The organism is Mesorhizobium sp. BHbdii (assembly GCF_053848045.1).
Genome location: NZ_JBSPKX010000003.1, coordinates 758,171 through 778,542 on the forward strand (window position 1 = coordinate 758,171; position 20,372 = coordinate 778,542).

Here is a 20,372-nt window from a genome sequence, read left to right on the forward strand (position 1 = left end):
GCATCCATGACATCCATCGATACGGCCGATCTGAAAAGAATGTTTGATGAAATCGCAGTGGCGATCGAAGCCGACAAGGACAGGCTCTGCCAGCTCGACGGCGTCATCGGCGACGCCGACCATGGCATTGCCATGGGGCTCGGTTTCGGGGCGGTGCGCGATGCACTCGCTTCGCTCGAGCTCGCGGCGACCGAGCCGACAGCTCTCCTCAACACCGCGGCCAAATCGTTCCTCAACGCTGTCGGCGCCTCGTCGGGCCCGCTTTATGCGACCGCCTTCATGCGAGGTGCGGCCGCCGTCAAGGGCAAGGCGACGCTGGCGAGCGCCGACGTCATCGCCCTGTTCCAGGCGATGGCGCAAGGCATCCAGGATCGCGGCAAGGCCGAGATCGGCGAAAAGACAATGGTCGACGCCTGGCTGCCTGCGGCTGAGGCGGCTGCGGTCGCGCATGCCTCCGGCAAGACACTGTCCGAAAGCCTAGCAGCCGGCCTTGAAGCAGCCGAACGGGGCGCCGAGGCGACCAAGGACATGATTGCCGCGAAGGGTCGCTCATCGCGGCTTGGCCAACGATCGCTAGGGCACATGGACCCCGGCGCCGCGTCGGCCGTCACCGTCATTGGCGCGATGCGGAAAAGCTTGGGTTAGCCCAGCTTCGCCGCGTCGAGCCTGTCGATGGCCTGGACATTGCCAGCCGACGGTCCCTTTTCGTCGAACTCCGATGCGAGCCAGGCGTCGACGATCGACTTGGCCAGTTCCGGGCCGATGACGCGGGCGCCCATGGTGATGATCTGGGCATTGTTGGATTTCGCAGCCCGCTCGGCGGAGTAGGTGTCGTGGGTAAGTGCTGCGCGAATGCCGGGCACCTTGTTGGCCGAGATGGAAACGCCGATGCCGGTGCCGCAAAACAGGATGCCGCGATCGTTCTCGCCGTCGAGGATGGTCTGGGCGAGCTTCTGCGACAGGTCGGCATAGTAGCCCGCCTGGCTAAGGTCGCTGACGGTGAGACCGGGTTTGGTGGCGAGATGCGCGGCAATGACGTCGAGCAGCGGCTTGCCCGCGCTGTCGGCTCCAATGGCTATTTTCATTTTATTGTCCTTTCCTGTTCATCGATACTAGATCGCCGCCGAGGCGCGTTGGAGGATGTCGATATAGCCTTCCGCCTGCCAGGCGGAGCGGCCGATGAACAGCCCGTCGATATGCGGCTGGCCGATCAACTCGGCGGCATTTTGCGGATTGACGCTGCCGCCATAGAGCACTGGCGGCTCGGCCGGCAGGAGTTCGCCGGCGATCTTCTTGATCAGCGCCTGCTGCCTATCAGCGTAGTCCGCACTTGCCGGAATGCCCTTGTCGCCGATCGCCCAGACCGGCTCATAGGCAAACAGGATCGTCGCCGCTTTCGCCTCGCCTTCGAGGACCTTTAGCGCGCCGTGCACCTGCAAGGCCAGCACCGCATCGGCCTGGCCGCTGGTGCGTTGCGCCAATGTCTCGCCGACGCAGATGAGCGGCACCAGCCCGTGCTTTACCGCCGCAGCTGCCTTGAGGCCGACAGCATTGTCGGTCTCGCCGAAATGCTCGCGCCGTTCGCTATGGCCGAGCTCGACGAGGTCGAGGCCGCAATCCGTCAGCATCACGGGCGAGATCTCCCCGGTCCAGGCTCCGGCGTCGGCCCAGTGCATGTTCTGGGCGCCGACCTTGACCCGCGTCGTCGCCAACGCCTTCTTGACCTCGCGGGCCGCCGTGAAGGGCGGGATGACGAAGGGCTGGATGCGGTCGTCGAAACCGGGGACGAACCCCGCCAGCGCCTTGGCGAAGTCAGTCGCCTCTGCAAGCGTCTTGTTCATTTTCCAGCTTGTGCCGACCCAGTAAACCACGCATCCTCCTTCTAGAGCCTGTCCCATCCCGCGTAGCGGGATGGGACTCTATCTTCTTCTTTGACCATGATCTTTTCCGAAAACCGGTTCCCACTTTTCGGGATCATGGTCTAGTCCTTCTCGACTAGTGTTAGCGAAACATCGGCGCCATCCAACGCCTCGCGCATCTGCGGTCCCAGTTCGCGACCGGTGAAGACGGCGTCGAACGCCTTGAGATCGGTCAGGAAATGCAGGGCCGTGCGGCCGAACTTGCCGTGATCGACCAGCAGATATTTACGCGCGGCGGCGGCCATCATCAGCCGCTTGGTGTGGACCACTTCCTGGTCCTGGTGGAAGGCGGAAGCGCCGTGGATGGCAGACGACGACAGGAAGGCCACATCGGCGCGCAACGATCTCAACGTGTCCTCGGCCAGCAGGCCGAAGAAACCGTGAAATTTCTTGCTGTACTGGCCACCGAGCGCAATCAGGGTGATCCCTCCAATGCCTGCCAGATCCTGTATGACGGCCAGATTGTTGGAGATCACAGTCAGCGGGCGGAGATCCGCAAGGTGGCGCGCGATGCCACCGGCCGTCGAGCCGTCGTCGATGATCACCGTCTGGCCCGGTTCAATCATCGCCACTGCGGCAGCCGCCAGGCGCTGCTTCTCCTCACCGGCCTGCTTCTGACGGTAGCGGAAATCGCTTTCGAACAGGCCGCTCGGCTGGATCGAGGCGCCGCCGCGCACCTTGCGCAGGAAACCGCTTTCCTCAAGCTCGTCGAGGTCGCGATGGACGGTCATCTTCGACACGCCAAAGCGCGAGGCGAGGTCATCGACACTGGCCGTGCCAGTGTCCATCAGAAAATCCATGATGCCTTGCCGGCGGCCGCCGCTCTTCATTGTCCAGCCTGTTTCCTGAATCCGGTCCGCTGTGAATCCGCCGTGGCGGAAACCGCGAGCCAAAGCTATTATAACAGAGGAAAACGCATAGGCGTCAAATTTTTTGTGATGATGTTACATTTCTTTGGGATATTATTCGCTTCTGATTGCTGTGCTGTAACAAGAATTGCTCCTCGGTGGCATGGCCAAAGGTTGCGGTTCTCTGGAAATCCGGCCAGAAGCATCAAAGGGCTGAACGACGATCGGACGGCTCGCAACCATAGGCTTGAAACCACATACGGGAGACTATTGGGTGGCTCGCATCACATTGAGACAATTGCTCGACCATGCCGCCGAACACGGCTATGGCGTGCCTGCGTTCAACATGAACAATATGGAACAAGGCCTCGCCATCATGGAGGCCGCCGAGGAGACCAAATCGCCTGTTATTCTGCAGGCGAGCCGCGGCGCCCGCGCCTATGCCAACGACGTCGTGCTGGCCAAGCTGATCGACGCGCTGGTCGAGATCCATCCCGATATTCCAGTCTGCATGCATCTCGACCACGGCAACAACGAGGCCACCTGCGTGACCGCGATCCAGTATGGCTTCACCTCGGTGATGATGGACGGCTCGCTGAAAGAGGACGGCAAGACGCCGGCCGATTACGATTATAATTCGGGCATCACGGGCCGCGTCGTCGACATGGCGCATTGGGGCGGTGTTTCTGTCGAAGGCGAGATCGGCGTGCTCGGTTCGCTGGAGATGGGCGGCGGCGAACAGGAAGACGGCCATGGTGTCGAAGGCGCTGTCAGCCACGACCAGTTGCTGACCGATCCGGAACAGGCGGTGCAGTTCGTCAAGGACACACATGTCGACGCGCTGGCCGTCGCCATGGGCACCAGCCACGGCGCCTATAAATTCTCGCGCAAGCCGGACGGCGCTGTTCTGGCCATGAACGTGATCGAGGAAATCCATCGCCGCCTGCCCAACATGCACCTCGTCATGCACGGATCGTCCTCGGTGCCGGAAGAACTGCAGGAGATCATCAACAAATATGGCGGCCAGATGAAGCCGACATGGGGCGTGCCGGTCGAGGAGATCCAGCGCGGCATCAAGCACGGCGTGCGCAAGATCAACATCGACACCGACAACCGGATGGCGCTGACCGGCGCGATCCGCAAGGTGCTGACCGAGAACCCGAGCGAATTCGACCCGCGCAAGTATCTGACGCCGGCTATGGCCGCCATGAGGAAGCTGTGCAAGGAGCGCTTCGAGCAGTTCGGTACCGCCGGCAACGCTCCCAAGATCAAGCCTCTGCCGGTCTCGGAAATGGCCAAGCGCTACAAGTCGGGCAGTCTCGATCCGAAATTCGGCTGAGTTCGGCCGGCATCATCTGACCGGGGCGGCCCGGTTCAACGGGCAGGAGCCGTACCCTGCCCGTCTCGCGGCAGGAGTGCCGCCCTGCCGGTCTCGATGAACGGCGCCCAGTAGTCGACCGACTCGCGGATCATGGCGACGACCTGGTGATCGACCGGCTCGCGCTCGCGAAACGACAGTTCGAGGCAGATCTCGTTGTCGACGCCGCCGCCGCGGCGAACCGTCTCCAGGAATTTTTCCGGCGTGATGCGGCCGTCCTGGTTGTAGGCGGCGATGAACGGCCAATGACCGCCCTTGTTCATCGACGACTGCTTGACGTGGATGATCGGCGATACGTTGGGGAAGGCTTCGGCCCAGGCATAGGGGTCGATGTCGGCCGGGTTGCTCGACGTCACGTCGCCATGGTCAATGTCGACCATCATCTTCATCGGGATGGCCATGCCGGCTGCCTCGATCTCGTTGTGCAGTACCCGGCAGCTCTCGATTGTATGGCCGAATTCGCGCCCGACCGACATCGGCTCCCAGAACAGATAGGTTAAACCGGCCGCTTTGGCGTGCTCGGCGACCTCGCGCCAGCATTCCAGCGCGATGTCGAACAGCCGCGCGCGGCGCTCGGGATCGTCGAAATCCCTGTGCGTGAAGATAGCGAACTGGGTCCCCATACCGGTCGCGCCGAGCTCGGCCGAAATGTCGGCAAAGGTCTTGAACCAATCGACATAGTAGCGGCGCACATCGGCGTCCGGATGGCCGAAATGGTTGAGCCGCCCATAAGGGCCGGTCATCCCCGACGTCACGCGCACGCCGGTGCGGTCGAGCGCGTTGCGGAACAGGCCGATGAATTTCGAGATCGTCGCCGCCGGCCAGCCGGGATTGACGAATTCATGCGTGAGCTGCACGTCCCGGATGCCGATGTCGTAAGCGATCGCATCGATCAGATCGTCCGGTTCGGCGAAACGGTTGACCAGCGGATTGGTGTTGAGAGAAAGCGTAAAGGCCATCAGCTTGCTTTCATCAGCCGGCTCGCGCACCAGTCCTCGAAGGCGGCTCTTTCTGCGGCGGACAGATGCAGCCCATGCTTGGTGCGCCGTTCGAGAATGTCGGCAGCGGTCAGCGCCCATTCATATTCGAACAAATAATTGGCTTCGCGTTCGAAAAAATCCTTGCCGAAGCACCGCCCCAGATCGGCGACTGACCTGGCCGCACCGACCAGAACGCGCGTCCTGGTGCCGTAGAGCCGGCCATAATGCTTGACCAGCGATGCCGGCATCCAGGGATATTCGCGGCCGAGATCGCCGAGAAACTGCTCGAAGTCGGCATTAGCGATATCGCCACCCGGCAGATAGCCTTTCGATGTCCATGGCGTGCCCATTTTCGGAAAGAACGGGGCGATCCTATCCAGCGCGTGCTCGGCCAATTTGCGGAAGGTGGTGATCTTGCCGCCGAAGACGGAGAGCAACGGCGCCTGCCCGGCCGATGCGTCGAGCTCGAAAATATAATCGCGCGTTACCGCGCTGGGGTTGTCGGCGTTGTCGTCATAGAGCGGCCGGACGCCGGAAAACGAGTAGATGACATCGTCGCGGGCAAGTTCGCGCTTGAAGTAGCGGTTGACGATTTTGATCAGGTAGTCGATCTCGCTGCTATCAGCCTTCACATCTTCCGGCCGCCCGTCATAGGGGATGTCGGTGGTACCGATCAGCGCCAGATCGTTCTGGTAAGGGTTGATGAAGATCACGCGCTTGTCGCTGTTCTGGACGAGATAGGCCTGCCGCCCCTCCCAGAATTTCGGCACGACGATGTGGCTGCCCTTGACCAGGCGCACATTTCGTTTGGAGTTCTGGCCGGCCACGCGGTTGATGATGTCGTTGACCCAGGGACCGGCGGCGTTGATCAGCGCCCGTGCCCGAACCGTTGTCGTGACGCCGGTTCGGCTGTCGCGCATCTCGACCGACCACAGGCCGTTTTCACGGCGGGCGGCGGTGCAGGCGGTCCGGGCAAGGATCTTGGCTCCGCGCTCCGCGGCATCGAGCGCATTGATGATGACGAGACGGGCATCGTCGACCCAGCAATCGGAATATTCGAAACCGCGCTTGAACACATCCTTGATCGGCGCGCCTTCGGGCGCGGTGCGCAGGTTGAGCGTGCGGGTGGCCGGCAGCCGCTTGCGGCCGCCGAGATGATCGTAGAGGAACAGGCCGAGCCGGACCAGCCATGCCGGCCGGTCGTCAGGGCTGTGCGGCAGCACGAAGCGCATCGGCCAGATAATGTGCGGAGCGGATTCAAGCAGCACTTCGCGCTCGATCAGCGCCTCGCGCACCAGCCGGAATTCGTAATATTCAAGATAGCGCAGGCCGCCATGGACGAGCTTTCCCGATCGCGAACTGGTGCCTTCGGCCAGATCGTCCTTCTCGCACAGAATGACGGACAAGCCCCGGCCGGCCGCGTCGCGCGCGATGCCGGCGCCGTTGACACCGCCGCCGATAACGAAGAGGTCGACGATTTCAGTGGCGCCGCTCATTTCGCCGGGTCCTCGGTGCCTGGATTGTGTTTCATGGCTGCCGCGACCTTCAGCATGGATTGACCGGCGGGAGCCCGGCGATGAAGCGGCGCACCTCTTCGGCCGCCTGCTCGGCCGCATAGGTCACCGTGCGCACCGATGCGCCGGCGATATGCGGCGTCAGCGTGACGTTCGGAAGCTGCAGCAGCGGCCAGTCCGCAGGCACCGGCTCGACCGCGAACGTCTCCAGCATCGCGCTGCCGATATGGCCTGAGACGAGCGCATCGTAAAGCGCGTCGTAGTCGACCAGCGGCCCGCGCGCCGTGTTGACGAAGATCACCCCAGGCTTCATTCGGGCGATGGTGTCCTTGTTGATCAGTCTGCGGGTCTCCTCAGTCACCCGGGGATGAAGCGTGACCACATCGGAGCGGGACAGGAGATCGTCGAGCGCGACCAGTTCGACGCCGCCATTGCGGTCTTCGGCGCTCAGTTGCACGTAGGGATCGTTGACCAGGATGCGGCAGCCGAACGCGCGCAGCAGGCGGACAACCTTGGTGCCGATATTGCCGTAGCCGATGACGCCGACGGTCATTTCGTTGAGCTCGCGGCCGGTGCGGTCGGCCCGGTAGAGATCGCCGCGCCATTCCCCTTTGCGCAAGGCTTCGTGCCCGACCCGGATCAGCCGCGTCTCGGCAAGGATGGCACCGATGGTGAACTCGGCCACCGCACTTGCATTGCGGCCGGGCACATTGACGACGGTGATGCCGCGGGCCTTGGCGGCAGCCATGTCGATGTTGATCGGGCCGCCGCGCGATACCGCAACCAGTTTGAGTGTGGGCAGGCGCTGCATCATGGTCTCGGAGAGCGGCGCAAGCTGGGTGACGAATATCTCGGCGTCGCCGATGAAATCGACCACCTCGTCCGGATCGCCAAAATACTCCTTGACCTTGTCGAGGCCGAGCGCCGCATTGCCGAACTCCATCGGCTCGTCGGGCCACGCTGTCTCAAGGGTACGAATGTCGAGTTTGTCGCCGCAGGCCTTCTCGATTTTCTCGCGAAACACCTCGGGAAGCATGAAGCGGTCGCCAATGATTGCAATCTTCTTACGCATGCTCGACTTCTCAGTTTGCCCTGGATGCGGCCATCGACCGCCAGACCGGCCGCAGCGCCTCATGCGCCAATGTGTAGGACGGAGCCACCCGCTCATAGATCGCGGCAAGTTTTCGGTCGCGCGGTTCCGCCGCGCCAAGCAGCGGCGTGACCCAATCGCCTACGCATTCGTCCATCGACCTGTATTGGCCAACGCAAACCGCAGCGATCATCGCGGCGCCCGCCGCACCGGCTTCCTCGCGTTGGCTGGTGCGAATGTCGGCGCCGACGACAGCGCTCAGGATCTTGCGCAGAGCCGGGCTTCTGGCCGCACCGCCGGTCAGCCGGATCTCGCTCGGCAGCGGCCCCATGGCGGCGTAGCAATCGCGGGACGCGAATGCCAATCCCTCGAAAACGGCGCGGACCATGTCGGCATAACCGTGCCGCGACGAAATGCCGACGAAACCGGCCCTGGCATTGGCATCGACGAACGGCCCCCGCTCGCCGGCCTCCGACACGTAGGGCTGATAGAGCAGCGAGGCCGGCTCGGATACGGATATCCACTGATCGACCAGCGCGATCATCTCGCCATTTGTGCGCGTAATGCCTTGCGAGGCGAGAATGCCGGAGGCGAGGCTAAGGACCCAATCGATGTTGAGTGTCGCCGCCATGTTCGACTGCATCTGCGCAAAGACCCCCGGCGTCGGCATCGTCATCGTGTAGCCGGTCGCCGCCTCGTTGAGCAGCACCTCGTCCGGCGTCTGCGCAAGCCGCATATGCATGCCGGTGGAGCCGATGATGGAGCAGCCGGGCTTGCGCTCGCGGTCGAGCAGGCCGGCGCCGAGCGCGGTGCAGGCCACGTCGACATAGGCCAGCACCACCGGCGTACCGGAAAGCAGCCCGGTCCCTTCGGCAGCCGTCGCCGAGAGGCCGGCGCTATGCCTGGTGCCGTCGACGATCGGCGGCAGCAGATGCCTAAGATCAGCGACGCCGAGCACCTCAAGCACATCGTCGCAATAGCCACGAGTGCGGAAGTCGCCAAAGGTGAAGGTTCCCTCCGACGGATCGGTGGCGCGTTCCCCGGTCAGGTTGAAATAGAGCCAGTCCTTGCAATGGAATGCCGTCGCCGCCTTGCCAAGCATGTCAGGCGCGTTGCGTTTCATGAAGGCAAGCTGCGGCCCCTGCTGACAGGCGGCCAGCCCGCTGCCGGTCTTTTCGAAACGGAGCCGGTCATCGGGCCGCGCGCGGATCTCCTCGACGATCGCGGCAGCGCGCGCGTCGAGCCACAGCCAGCCCTTAGCGACCGGCTCACCCTCCTTGTCGATCAGCCAGGTGCCATCGCCCTGCCCGGTCACGGCGATGGCATTGGTGCGGCTGGCAAGGTCCGGCACCTTGTCGGCAAGCTGGCGCAAGGTGGTCGCGGTGTCGGCCCAGGTGCGCGCCAGATCCTGCTCGGCGCCGCCGCCCGGCAAGGTCTCATACCGGTTCGGCAACGCCGTGGCCGCGAGCTGCCGGCCCGCCGTGTCGAAGGCGACGGACTTGATGACAGACGTGCCGGCGTCGATGCCGATCAGCACATCCCGCATCAGGCAAGCTCCATGCCGTGCGAAATGGCCATGCCGCTGGACTGATCGAAGACGTGCAGGTTTTTCGGATCGATGCTGATATTGATCGGCGCGCCAAGCTCCAGCCGGGTCCGATCATGTTCGACCAGAACGAGCGAACCGCCGGCGAAATCCGCCGCGATATGCGTCTGGTCGCCGAGCCATTGGTTGGCCGAAACCGTTGCCGGCACGCCTTCCTTCGAGCGGCGAACCGCGTAGGGCCTTATGCCGATGACGACCCGCTGCCGTTTGAGCAATTCGTCGCGAACCGAGCCGCTGAACGCGTCCTTGTCATAGTCGAGCGAAAGTCCGTCGGGCAGCCGCAGATTGATCTTGTCGGCAGCCGTGCCGACATAGGCCTCGAAGACATTCATCGGCGGCTCGCCGACGAAGGTGCCGGTGAACAGGTTGGCCGGCCGCTGCTTGAGCATGTCGGGCGTGTCGAATTGCTGCAGCACGCCGCCTTCCATGACCGCGATCCGGTCGGCAAGCGCATTGGCCTCGGTCTGGTCGTGGGTGACCAGGATCGCGGTCAAGCCGCGCTCCTTGATGAAGTGCTTGATGCGGCCGCGCAGCACGGCGCGAAGTTGCGGTTCGAGCTGGCCCATCGGTTCGTCCAGCAGATGAAGATCCGCCTCGCGGATCAGCGCCCGGCCGAGGCTGGCGCGCTGCTGCTGGCCGCCGGAGATGGAGCTTGGATAGCGCTCCAGAATGTCCTCGATCTCGAGCAGCTTGGCGATGCTGGCAACCTTCGCATCGACGTCGCTTTTCCGCAGTTTGGCCGCCTTCAGCGCAAACGCCATGTTCTCGCGCACGGTCAGCGGCGGATAGAGCGAATAGCCCTCGAACGCCATCGCCACATTGCGCTTGACCGGAGGCAGCGTGTGCACCTTGCGGCCGGCAACCGAGATGGTGCCGCACGAGACCTCCTCGAAACCGGCGATCATGCGCAATGTCGAGGTCTTGCCGCAGCCGGACGAGCCGAGCAATGCGACGATCTCGCCCCTGCCGATTTCCATCGTCAGATTCTGGACGGCGTGCACGCCCCTGTCGATCGGACCGTAAAACTTGTCAACGCCGGAAATGGTGAGTGCGCTCGGGATCATGCCGCTTCTCCGCTGCGCAAATTGACGACGTTCCTGGCGCCGATTCTGTCGCCGCTCGCATGATCGAACAGCAGGGCGCTTTTGCCGTCGACGGCGATATGAGCTCTGCCCTCGGTCTGACCCGGTGTTCCGGCCGGCCGGGAGACCAGGATTTCACGGCCGCGCACGGTGCGCACCAGCGTGACGATCTTTTCATTGAGCGGCGTCTCCGCCTCGACCGTCACCGGAATGGCAGCGGGCGTTCCTTCGTCGACGAAGCTCAGGGCTTCGGGCCGTAAGCCGATCACGCAGTCGCGGCCGACCGTCGCGTCATAGGCACCCGTCAGATGAACCTGGACATTCGACAGGCCGACATAGATGCCCTTGGCATCGCGCGACGGCTTGACGTCGAGCAGGTTGATGGTCGGGTCGCCAAACAGCCGCGCGATCTCGATGTTCGCCGGCTCACGATAGATCTGCTCGGGTGTGCCGAGCTGCTTGATGACGCCTTGCGACATCACCGCGATGCGATCGCCGAGCGCCATGGCCTCTTTGTAGTCCTGGGTGACGTAGACGACGGTCGCGCCACGGTCGGCCAGCAGCCTCGGCAATTCGAGCCGCATTTCGAAGCGCAGTTTGGCATCGACGTTGCGCAAGGGGTCGTCGAGCAGGAGAACCGGCGGCGAGCCGACCAGAGCGCGGGCGAGCGCGGTACGCTGCTTCTGGCCGTTGGACAGCGCCCGTGGCCTGTGGCTGAGCACATGGCCGATCTTGAGCAGCTTGGCGACGCTCTCGACGCCCGCCTTCATCGCACCTTGCGACGAACGCTTGGCCTGAAGCGGCGTGGCGATGTTGTCGAACGCGGTCATATGGGGAAACAGCGCGAAATTCTGGAACGCCATGCCGACGCCGCGGAACTCGGCGTCAAGGTCGGTCATGTCCTCGCCGCCGATGAATATCTTTCCCTCGTCCGGGTCGATAACACCGGCGACCAGCCGCAGCAGCACCGTCTTGCCGCCGCCGGACGGTCCGAACAGGACCAGGGTTTCGCCGTCGGCGACGGTCAGCGAAAGATTGTCGAGGACAGTCTGGCTCTTGTAGCGCTTGACGACGTTTCGCAGTTCGAGGCTGGCCATGAGAACTATCCCTTTACCGCGCCAAGCGACAGGCCTTCGACGAGATAGCGCTGCGCATAGAGGGCAAGTGCCAGCGTCGGCGTGATCGAAAGCACGATCGCCGCCGAGATCTGGCCATACTGGATGCCGGAGGAGGTGATGAAGGCCAGCGCACCGACTGTCACCGGCTGCTTGTCGGCCGAGGCGAGCACGAGCGCGAAGACGAAATTGTTCCAGGCGAAGATGAATGCGAGCAGGCCGGCAGCCGCAATGCCCGGGCCGGCGAGCGGCAGCGCGATCTTGCGGAAGGTGGCGAACCAGGAATGGCCAGCGATGCGATAGGCATATTCGATGTCGGCCGGGATGTCCTCGAAATAGCCGCGCACGATCCATAGGATCAGCGGCAGGCAGATTAGCTGATAGACCCAGATCAGTCCGATATAGGTGTTGGCCAGTCCAAGCTTCTGGAAATAGAGGGTGAGCGGCAGGAGCACCAGCAGCGCGGGCGCGAACCGGAACGACAGCAGCGTAAAGGCAATGTCTTCCGAGCCGCGAAACTTATGCCGTGCAAAGGCGTAGGCCGCCGGAACGCCGAGCAGCAGCGCGACGGCGACCGAGGTGACCGACAGGAACACCGAATTCCAGAGGTTGCGCATGAAGGCGATGTCGAGCGTGCCGGCCGCCGTCGTCAGCTTTCCGGTGATCAGCGCGGTGTAGTTGGCGAGCGTCGGCTTGAAGACAAGCTGCGGTGGGATCCGCAGGATGGTCTCGTTGGTCTGGAACGACATCATGAAGATCCAGGCGATCGGAAACATGAAAAAGATCACGACCAGTGTCAGCGCTATGCCGCGCAGGATGCGTTCGAGAAGCGAGGTGTGTTCCATCTCAGCCTCCTATGCCTGGCCGCGGGCGCGTTCGCGCAGCCGCAGCCAATTCTTGATGAAGATGTTCGAGAGGAAATAGGTGATTGCCCACAGGATGATCATCAGCGCTGCCGAGCGGCCGACATTGGTCGACTGGAAGAAGTTGAGATAGGCCTCGACCTGGAAGACGGTCAGCGTGTCGCCCGGACCGCCCTGGGTCATGGCATAGATGATGTCGAACTGCTGGATGGAATCAAGCAGACGGAACAGCGTCGCCGTCAGGATGTAGGGCATCAGCATCGGCAAGGTAATGCGGAAGAACACGAAACTCCTCGGCACGCCGTCAAGTGCTGCCGCCTCGAAGGGCTGCGTCGGCAGGCTGCGCAGGCCGGCAAGCAGCAGGATCATGATGAAGGGCGTGTAGACCCAGATGTCGACAAGGACCACGGTGAAAAGCGCGGTCGACGGCGACGAGGCCCAGCGGAAATCGTGCAGTCCGATCAGGCTGGCGAGATAGCTCAGCACGCCGAAGCCGGGATTGGTCATCAGCTTCCACATCAGCGCGGCAAGCGCCGGCGCCGTCATCAGCGGCATCAGCAGCATGATCGAGATGAAGTTGTTCAACGTCGAGCGCTTCTGCAAGAGCATGGCGATGCCGAGACCGAGAAGCAGTTCGAGCAGGACGGTGATACCGGCATAGAGCAGCGATATCTCCAGCGTGTTCCAGAACTTCGGGTCGGTGAAAAAAGAGATGTAATTGTCGCCCCAGTTGAACTGACGCGCCCAGGGCTGGCTCAGCCGGTAGCGCTGGAACGAATAGACGACCGATGTGAAGAACGGGATCAGGATACCAATGCAGACGAGCAAGGCCGGCAGGCTGAGCACATAAGGCAGCACCCTCTTGCTGATCCTGAAGCCGGAAGGCTTGTTTCTTTGCATGGTCGCCGCAGTCATCGTGCTGTTCCATCATCTCTGTTGCTTCGCCCTGCCGACCGCCCAGGGAGCTAGGCGGCCGGTTGGGCGAGTGGCGGCACCGCCAGTGTTTGAGCATCGGATTTTCCCAAAACCGGTTTCCACTTTTGGGTCCGATGCTCCAGGCGCCGCTTCGCAGTGGAATGGCCGGCTGGCCCGCAAAAGCGGGCCAGCCGTTCGCCAGGACTTAGCCGAGCCCGGCTTCCTTGAGCTGGCCATCGATGCTGGTGGCCAACATGTCGATGCCTTCGTCGACGGGCACTTCCTTGGCCACCATCTTCTGCAGCGTCGCCGCCCATTCGGTGGTGAGATCGAAGAACAGCGGCTGCGGTGTGAACTTGATGCTGGCGCCGGGCGCCGAGACGTCGAACATCTCGACATAACCCGGGTAGCTCTTGTTCAGCTTCTCGCGAAACATCTCGTCGTTCCAGACCGACTGACGGACCGGATTGACGAAGTCCATCTTGGTCGCGCCGAACAGTGCATGCTCGGGCCCGGATGCCCATTGCATGAAGTACCAGGTGGCGTCCTTATCCTTCGAGAAATTGGACATCGACAGCGACCAGATCCAGATGTTGGGCGTCGGCGCCTTGGCGGCGGGATTGGCCTTGAAGGCGGAGAAGGCGAGCTTGCCTGCCATCTTGTTGTCGCCGCCATTCATGAAGTAGCCGAGGATGTCGGCGTCGAAAATCATCGCCGAGGCGCCGGCGCCAAGATCGGTGCCGACCTGATACCAGGTATAGGTCGACCAGTCCTTGGGGCCGCTCTCCTGGATCATCTGAACCCACTGCTTGTGGAAGGCCTTGGATTCGGCGGTGTTCATCGCGGCCGACAATTTGCCGTCGGCCGAGACATTCAGGTCCTTCTGGTCAAAGTTGGCATAAGCCGAGAGGAAGCCGGGATGGATCGTCGCCCAGGAGCGCGAGCCGCGCACGCCGATGCCGTAGACGCCACCACCGACATCCTTGGTAAGCTTGGCCGCCGTAGCGACCATCTCGTCCATATTCCCGGGAACGCCGACGCCGACCTTGTCAAACATACCCTTGTTGTAGGTGATGTTGTTCTGTTCGAAGCCCCACGGAATGCACCACTGCTTGGCGTCATCGGAGCCGAGCACTCCGCCGGGCTGGCCGTTCCAGGCGCAGGACTTCCTGACACCGGGCAGGAAGTCGTCCCAGGCATAGTTCACGTTGGTCTTGGTCGGATCTTTGATCCACTCGTTGAGGTCGGTGATCCAGCCGGCCGGGCCGTAGGTCCAGGTCATGTAGGCGCCGGTCATGAAGGCATCGTATTCAGGCGAGCTGGCCGACAGCGCAGCGGTGACCTTGTCGAAATAGACGTCTTCCGGGAAGACGTCGTAGACGACCTCCATGCCGGTCAACTTCTTGAAGTTTTCAAGGTTGGCGATCATCGCATCGGCGTAAGGATGCTTGTTGAGCAAGAGCTTGATGGTCTTGCCCTTGTGCGCCTGCCAGTCGAAATCCGCCGCCAGTGCGCGGGTCTGCCCCAGATTGAGCAGCGTGCCGGCGGTGCCGGCGGCAAGGCCCATTGCGCCGAGGCCTTTGATCAGCCCACGACGATCGACTTGTCCGCGCAGGAACGCGTCGATCAGGTCTTTCTCTTTCTCATGCATTTGTCTTCTCCTCCACAGGGTAGTTTCAATCGAATGGTTGCCGGCTACCCGACCGGCGTCTGCTCCACGAGTGATCGCGCCGTCCGCTCATCGGTGACCAGGCCTTTGAGATAGCGACCCTCCAACACCGACTTGATGGCACGAACCTTCACCTTGCCGCCGGCGACGGCGACAATCCTGCGATTGCTGATGTCTTCGCGCGCCAGCGCCAGCGCCCGGTTGGAAAGGGTCGTCTCGACCGCTTTTCCAGCATCGTCGAAGAAATGGCCGAGCAGTTCGCCGACGCCGCCCTTGCGGCGGATCTCCTCCATTTCACCCTTTTCGATCATGCCGGTGGCGACCAGCGACGCCTCGCGCTCGGCGGTGCCGATACCGGCAATGAGCAGGCCGGCGGCCTTGCCGAGATCGAAGACCTCGCTGATGCCTTTCTGCCCGAGCAGCACGGTTCGATCCTCGACCGTGTTGGCGAACATCGGCACCGGCATCACATAGGCTTCCGCGCCGGTCCGTTCGGCCAGACGGTGAATGACGTCGTGCGGATTGGCCGAGAACTTGCGCGTCAGGCCGCCAAGCAGCGAAACGAAACGGGTCTTTTCGGCCGATATGCGCGGCAGATATTCGACGCAGGCGGCAAGCGTGCGGCCATGACCGACGCCGATCAGCGTGTCCTCGCCGCGTTCGATTTCACGCTTGAGGAACTGCGCGCCGGCAATGCCAAGCGCCTTGAGCGGCAAGTCTTCGCCATCGAAGTCGGGGACGACCTCGCAATAATCGAGGCCGTAGCGGCTGGACAAATCATCTTCAAGCGCGACGCATTCCGAGACTTCGCCATCGATATAGACTTTGACCAGCCCTTCCTGATTGGCCTTGGTGATGAGGCGATGCGCCTTGAGGCTGGTCAGGCCAAGTCGCTTGGCAACCTCCGACTGGGTCAGGCCGCCAGCATAATGAAGCCAGGCGGCACGTGTCGCCATACTGGTTTCATCGTCGCGCAGGAGGCCGTTTCCAAAACCAACCATTTCCGCCCTGAGATATTTTTATCAGCTGGTGCAAAATTTTTCACAAGGCGTTGCAGGAGTCAAGCACCTCACCGTTCAAATCGCACAAAAAGGCGCCAAAAAGATTCAGCCCGCTGGAGCGCGATCATGCAGGTTAGCGCCCGTTGAAGTGTCGGGCCTGTCGACCTGAAGGGCAAAGGCTGAACGGCTCGCTCCAGCAACCAGTTGCATGGTTGCTAAGATTTGCTCCCGTCCACTGAGCGCACAACTGGGCTCGCCGACGCCAAACGCCGTTTTGCTGAAAATCCTCTGCCTGCCGAAATGGCGGTGGACCGCGCTTGCCGATCAGGTGAATTCGGCCGCATAAGGATAAGATCGAGAAGTATCGATCTTCGCCTCACGAGAGCTACAATAATTCTTCACAAACGGCTATCTATCCTGGCGACAGGCGTTTGGTTCGAGTCACGAGGGGCGCGGCTTGGAATTCGATTTGAAGACCATCGAGGCGCTTGCCCCCGATCAGGCCTCGCTGAGCGCCGCCTCCAAGCTAACCAAACGATCGAGCTGGCCGCGGCTGGAAAAGAATGAGCAGCAGGCGCTCATCTGGGGTGAATGCCAGGGCTCCGGCTCCAATCCTTATCGGGTGGTGATCGACACAGGCGACCACGGCTACAAATGCACCTGCCCGTCGCGAAAATTCCCGTGCAAGCACACGCTGGCCCTGATGTGGATTGCCGCCACTGCGCCAGCCAGTTTTGCAGCCGCTGAATCGATACCGGAATGGGTGAATGACTGGCTCAGCCGGCGCAGGAAGACGACGCCACCGCCAGGGCAATCGACATCCGGCGCGGCAGTCAAGAGCATCGATGAAGCCGCACGGACGGACCAGAGCGCCGCGGTCGAAGACGTTGCGGCGGTGGAGCGTCGTGAGGCAGCGCAGCGCAAGCAGGTGGAAGACACACGACAAGCAGTGTCGGCGGCGCTAGATGAACTCGACCAATGGATCGCCGACCAGTTGCGGCTTGGCCTTTCGGGTTTTATCGACGGCAGCAGCGACCGTTGCCGCCGGATTGCTGCGCGGCTGGTCGACATGAAGGCAACCGCGCTTGCCGGTCGCATCGACGAGATCCCATCGCGGCTGATGGCGCTACGCAGCGAAGAAAGACCGGATGCGGCGATCCGCGAGCTCGGCAAGCTTGTGCTGCTGGCCAAGGCGTGGCGGTCGGCGCCTGACGATCCCGAGCTGAAGCGCCTCGTATCGACGTCTGAGACCCGCGAACAGGTTCTGGCCAATCCCGATGCAAGACAGGTCGAAAGCTTCTGGGAAGTTCTGGGCGAGAAAATCGAGAGCCGCCGTGACGGTCTCGTCAGCCATTCGACCTGGCTGCTTGATCTGAAGAGCACTACCCCGCAATTTGCCGTGCTGCTCGATTATTTTCCGGCTTCTGCCGGACGCCGGTCCAACGCTTTTGCTCCGGGCGATCGTTTCGATGCCCGGCTGGTCTTCTATCCATCACGCAAGCCGCTCCGCGCACTGGTGGCGGAGCGCATGGGTGAAGTGATATCCGGCGCGTGGCCTGATTTCAGCTTCGGCGCTGCAAAGGACCCACTCGCCACGCATGCTTCCTATCAGGATTCTGCACCTTGGATTGCCGATTGTCCTCTCATGCTGCCGCCTGGTGCGATCCTGGTCGACGACCGGGGCACAGGCTGGTGGCAGGCCGCGGATGATCCGCAAGGGATCGCCTTGCCGATCGCAGGCGCGGTAAATCAAACATTGCTCGGCCTCGACCTTGCCGCCACGGCAGCGCTCTGGGATGGCGCCCGGCTTGACCTTCTGGCGGCGCAAAGCGGGTTCGGGAGGCTTGACCTGTCGTGAACGAGGGCGAGCAAACAGGCCTGGCGACAATGCGCGATTGCTGGATCACCGGCGGCGCCGCTTTCGATCTGGCTCCGACGGCCTGGAAGACGATCGCCGGCGGTGCAAGTCCCGACGAGCAGGAGCGCCGACTCCTTGCAATCGCAGCACAAGCGCTCGACGTCGCCCTGCGGCCTGCGGCGCCGAAGACACTCAAGCGCCGTCCCCCGCTGCCCAGGCTTGCCCTCCCTATGCTGCCGGAGCGGTTGCGGCCGCTGTTGAGAGCCGCTCTGAAACACGCCGTCGACGCGAGACGCAAGACGCGCGTGGTGACGCTTGTCGCCAGCCGCGGCTTTGTCCTCCATCCGATGGACTGGATGCCCTCGGATCAGAACAGTCCGGACGTCTACGCTCCCTGGATCGACTGGCAAGCAAGTTTCGACGGGGAGAGACATGCCCCACTAGAGAAACTGACGGCGGAAAATTGGGATGAATTCTATCCCGCCGCGCGACGCATCGCGCTGGCAGACATGCGACGCACTGAATCGGCTTCGGCTCGAATGCTGATCGAGGCCAAGGCATCGGGCGAGCCGGCCGAGGTCAGGCTTGCGCTCATCGAACTCATGCGCTTCGGCCTGAATCCTGAGGACGCGCCGTTCCTTAAAAGCCTCTCCGCCGACAGGTCCGGCAAGGTGCGCGAACTGGCTGGCCGGCTGCTGGCAAGGTTGGGAGAGCACGGCCACTTAAGCGAAGGCGGGGCGGATGACCCCGCAGTCGAACTCGCCGCCTTCATCAGCGAAGGCAAATCCGGCTTCATCCGCCGCCGGACAACTTACACGCCGGCGAAACTGAAATCCCCAGCGCAGGAAAAGCGCCGCGCCGAATTGTTCGAGACCTGCAATCTGGTCGACCTTGCCGCACGGTTCGGCACTACGGAACCCGAATTCATAGGAGCCTGGCAATTCGGCACCGACAACAACGCTGACATCCTAATCGCACGAATGGTCGCCGCTTCAGGCAGCGACGCTGCGGTGACGCAGATGGCGGATACACTTGTCGCGGATGGCGGCAAACCGGCGCTGTTCGTACTGCACCTCACGCCACGCCTCGACAGTCGCAGAAAACGAGCCCTCGTCCGGCTGATCCTCAAGCAAGCAAATTACCTCAGCGCGATCAATCTTGCGGAAGGCATTGATGCTGGCTGGCTGGAATGGGACGATCTCTCGAATGGGTCGGCTCTTGCGGGGTTGCGTTCCGCCGTTGCGGGAAACGACGAAGCCGTGCGGCGGGGCGCCGACGATATACTGGAATCGCTTGGCTTTCTTGCCACAGCGACCACAGCGGCAAAATTGATCGACGAGGTGGTCGCAGCCGGTATGCCGCCCGCGGCCCCATCACTCAGCGTCCTGCGTCTCAACGCGGCGCTGGCCGAACATCAGTCTAGAACCGACACATGATCAACCGGAGAATAGATATGAACGCTGCCATCCGTCTCCCGGTCGAGCAGGTCTATGCCTCTGAATTGCAGGCGCTGGCGCGCGGTGACGACAGGCAAAAGCCAGCCGGCTGGAGTCTCTCGCCACAGGCTGTGCTGACCTATCTGCTGGGCGGGAAGGCCGGCGACGGCACGCCGGTAACGCCAAAATATGTCGGTCGCCGCCGATTGATGGAGACCGCGGTGGCAACGCTCGCCACCGACCGCGCGCTGTTGCTGCTCGGCGTTCCCGGAACGGCCAAGTCCTGGGTGTCTGAACATCTCGCCGCCGCCATCATGGGTGACTCGACGCTGATCGTGCAGTGCACGGCCGGCACCGACGAGAACCAGATCCGCTATGGCTGGAACTATGCGCAACTTCTGGCAAAGGGCCCGAGCCAGGAAGCATTGGTGCCGACGCCGCTCTACCGCGCCATGCAGACCGGCAAGCTCTGCCGGCTCGAGGAACTGACGCGCATGGGGTCGGATGTGCAGGACACGCTGATCACCGTGCTTTCAGAAAAGATGATGCCGATCCCGGAATTGAACACATCGATCTATGCCCAGCGCGGCTTCAACATCATCGCCACGGCAAACAACCGGGACAAAGGTGTGAATGAACTCTCCTCGGCGCTCAAGCGTCGCTTCAATGTCGTCGTTCTGCCCTTGCCGGAAGACATGGCTGAAGAGGTGGCGATCGTCTCCAAACGGGTCGATGAGATGGCCGGCGGGCTCGACCTGCCGGTGCCGAAAAATGTCGGCGAGGAGATAGCCCGGGTATTGACCATCTTCCGTGAATTGCGCTCCGGTGCGACCGCCGACGGAAAGGTGACGCTGAAGACGCCTTCGGGCTCGCTGTCGACCGCCGAGGCGATCGCGACGATGGTTGGCGGCCTTAGCCAGGCGGCATGGTTCGACAGCGGCAAGCTCGGCGCCGAAGGTCTTGCCGCCAGCCTTGTCGGCGCGATCGTGAAAGACCCGGTCCAGGACAAGGTCGTGCTGGAAGAATACCTGGAAACAGTGATGAAGAAGCGGGCGGACTATGCCGGCTACTACGCGGCCTTGAACGCAGCGATCTGAC

General features: G+C 62.5%; 18 protein-coding genes. 5 read left to right on the forward strand and 13 right to left on the reverse strand.

Annotated elements, in window-relative coordinates; translation table 11 throughout:
- Nucleotides 1-6: 6 nt before the first annotated feature.
- Nucleotides 7-645 carry a dihydroxyacetone kinase subunit DhaL gene (dhaL, locus tag ACWTU8_RS20405; RefSeq protein WP_455849564.1) on the forward strand — a complete coding sequence of 213 codons (639 nt, stop codon included), beginning with the start codon at nucleotides 7-9 and terminating at the stop codon, nucleotides 643-645.
- On the opposite strand, the gene derI is transcribed toward dhaL, so the two are convergent.
- The 3 genes from derI to ACWTU8_RS20420 form a co-directional block, all read right to left on the reverse strand.
- Entirely contained in the window at nucleotides 642-1,085 is a 444-nt protein-coding gene (gene derI / locus ACWTU8_RS20410) for a D-erythrulose-4-phosphate isomerase (protein WP_029355267.1), read from the reverse strand. The genes dhaL and derI overlap by 4 nt on opposite strands.
- 27 nt (nucleotides 1,086-1,112) lie before the next feature.
- Nucleotides 1,113-1,898: a triose-phosphate isomerase gene (locus ACWTU8_RS20415; protein WP_455849565.1), complete on the reverse strand. Its 786-nt coding sequence runs from the start codon at nucleotides 1,896-1,898 to the stop codon at nucleotides 1,113-1,115.
- An 83-nt stretch (nucleotides 1,899-1,981) separates the two neighbouring features.
- Nucleotides 1,982-2,749 (reverse strand): DeoR/GlpR family DNA-binding transcription regulator, encoded by a 768-nt coding sequence (locus tag ACWTU8_RS20420; protein WP_455849566.1) that lies wholly within the window; start codon nucleotides 2,747-2,749, stop codon nucleotides 1,982-1,984.
- 292 nt (nucleotides 2,750-3,041) lie between these two features.
- On the opposite strand from ACWTU8_RS20420, the gene fba reads away from it, so the two are divergent.
- Nucleotides 3,042-4,106, forward strand: coding sequence for a class II fructose-bisphosphate aldolase (gene fba / locus ACWTU8_RS20425; protein WP_029355262.1), 1,065 nt, complete (start codon nucleotides 3,042-3,044; stop codon nucleotides 4,104-4,106).
- Between the two features lie 35 nt (nucleotides 4,107-4,141).
- Here the strand turns inward: fba and ACWTU8_RS20430 are convergent, their stop codons facing one another.
- The 10 genes from ACWTU8_RS20430 to ACWTU8_RS20475 all read right to left on the reverse strand — a co-directional run bounded on the left by ACWTU8_RS20430 (nucleotide 4,142) and on the right by ACWTU8_RS20475 (nucleotide 15,980).
- Nucleotides 4,142-5,104, reverse strand: coding sequence for a sugar phosphate isomerase/epimerase family protein (locus tag ACWTU8_RS20430; protein ID WP_455849567.1), 963 nt, complete (start codon nucleotides 5,102-5,104; stop codon nucleotides 4,142-4,144).
- Nucleotides 5,104-6,621, reverse strand: a complete 1,518-nt coding sequence (locus ACWTU8_RS20435; RefSeq protein ID WP_455849568.1) for a glycerol-3-phosphate dehydrogenase — start codon at nucleotides 6,619-6,621, stop codon at nucleotides 5,104-5,106. The genes ACWTU8_RS20430 and ACWTU8_RS20435 overlap by 1 nt, the downstream gene beginning before the upstream one ends.
- Nucleotides 6,622-6,670: 49 nt before the next feature.
- Nucleotides 6,671-7,711 carry a 2-hydroxyacid dehydrogenase gene (locus ACWTU8_RS20440; protein WP_455849569.1) on the reverse strand — a complete coding sequence of 347 codons (1,041 nt, stop codon included), beginning with the start codon at nucleotides 7,709-7,711 and terminating at the stop codon, nucleotides 6,671-6,673.
- A gap of 10 nt (nucleotides 7,712-7,721) precedes the next feature.
- Nucleotides 7,722-9,275 (reverse strand): FGGY family carbohydrate kinase, encoded by a 1,554-nt coding sequence (locus ACWTU8_RS20445; protein ID WP_455849570.1) that lies wholly within the window; start codon nucleotides 9,273-9,275, stop codon nucleotides 7,722-7,724.
- Nucleotides 9,275-10,399, reverse strand: coding sequence for an ABC transporter ATP-binding protein (locus ACWTU8_RS20450; protein ID WP_455849571.1), 1,125 nt, complete (start codon nucleotides 10,397-10,399; stop codon nucleotides 9,275-9,277). The genes ACWTU8_RS20445 and ACWTU8_RS20450 overlap by 1 nt, the downstream gene beginning before the upstream one ends.
- A complete protein-coding gene (locus ACWTU8_RS20455; protein ID WP_455849572.1) occupies nucleotides 10,396-11,514 on the reverse strand; it encodes an ABC transporter ATP-binding protein in 1,119 nt (372 codons plus the stop codon). The genes ACWTU8_RS20450 and ACWTU8_RS20455 overlap by 4 nt, the downstream gene beginning before the upstream one ends.
- A gap of 5 nt (nucleotides 11,515-11,519) precedes the next feature.
- Complete coding sequence (locus tag ACWTU8_RS20460) at nucleotides 11,520-12,377, reverse strand: carbohydrate ABC transporter permease (RefSeq protein ID WP_135937092.1); 858 nt, start codon at nucleotides 12,375-12,377, stop codon at nucleotides 11,520-11,522.
- A gap of 9 nt (nucleotides 12,378-12,386) precedes the next feature.
- Entirely contained in the window at nucleotides 12,387-13,310 is a 924-nt protein-coding gene (locus ACWTU8_RS20465; protein WP_029355248.1) for a carbohydrate ABC transporter permease, read from the reverse strand.
- A gap of 205 nt (nucleotides 13,311-13,515) precedes the next feature.
- Nucleotides 13,516-14,961, reverse strand: a complete 1,446-nt coding sequence (locus tag ACWTU8_RS20470; protein WP_095518158.1) for an ABC transporter substrate-binding protein — start codon at nucleotides 14,959-14,961, stop codon at nucleotides 13,516-13,518.
- 44 nt (nucleotides 14,962-15,005) lie between these two features.
- Nucleotides 15,006-15,980 (reverse strand): sugar-binding transcriptional regulator, encoded by a 975-nt coding sequence (locus tag ACWTU8_RS20475; RefSeq protein WP_095518157.1) that lies wholly within the window; start codon nucleotides 15,978-15,980, stop codon nucleotides 15,006-15,008.
- Between the two features lie 457 nt (nucleotides 15,981-16,437).
- Between ACWTU8_RS20475 and ACWTU8_RS20480 the strand changes: the two genes are divergently transcribed.
- From ACWTU8_RS20480 to ACWTU8_RS20490, 3 genes are read left to right on the forward strand one after another with little or no spacing between them, the layout of a single operon-like run.
- Nucleotides 16,438-17,838: an SWIM zinc finger family protein gene (locus ACWTU8_RS20480; protein WP_455849573.1), complete on the forward strand. Its 1,401-nt coding sequence runs from the start codon at nucleotides 16,438-16,440 to the stop codon at nucleotides 17,836-17,838.
- Nucleotides 17,835-19,274 carry a DUF5691 domain-containing protein gene (locus tag ACWTU8_RS20485; RefSeq protein WP_455849574.1) on the forward strand — a complete coding sequence of 480 codons (1,440 nt, stop codon included), beginning with the start codon at nucleotides 17,835-17,837 and terminating at the stop codon, nucleotides 19,272-19,274. The genes ACWTU8_RS20480 and ACWTU8_RS20485 overlap by 4 nt, the downstream gene beginning before the upstream one ends.
- A gap of 17 nt (nucleotides 19,275-19,291) precedes the next feature.
- On the forward strand, nucleotides 19,292-20,371 hold the full coding sequence (locus ACWTU8_RS20490; protein ID WP_455849575.1) for an ATP-binding protein: 1,080 nt from the start codon (nucleotides 19,292-19,294) through the stop codon (nucleotides 20,369-20,371).
- The last annotated feature ends 1 nt before the right edge of the window (nucleotide 20,372 follow it).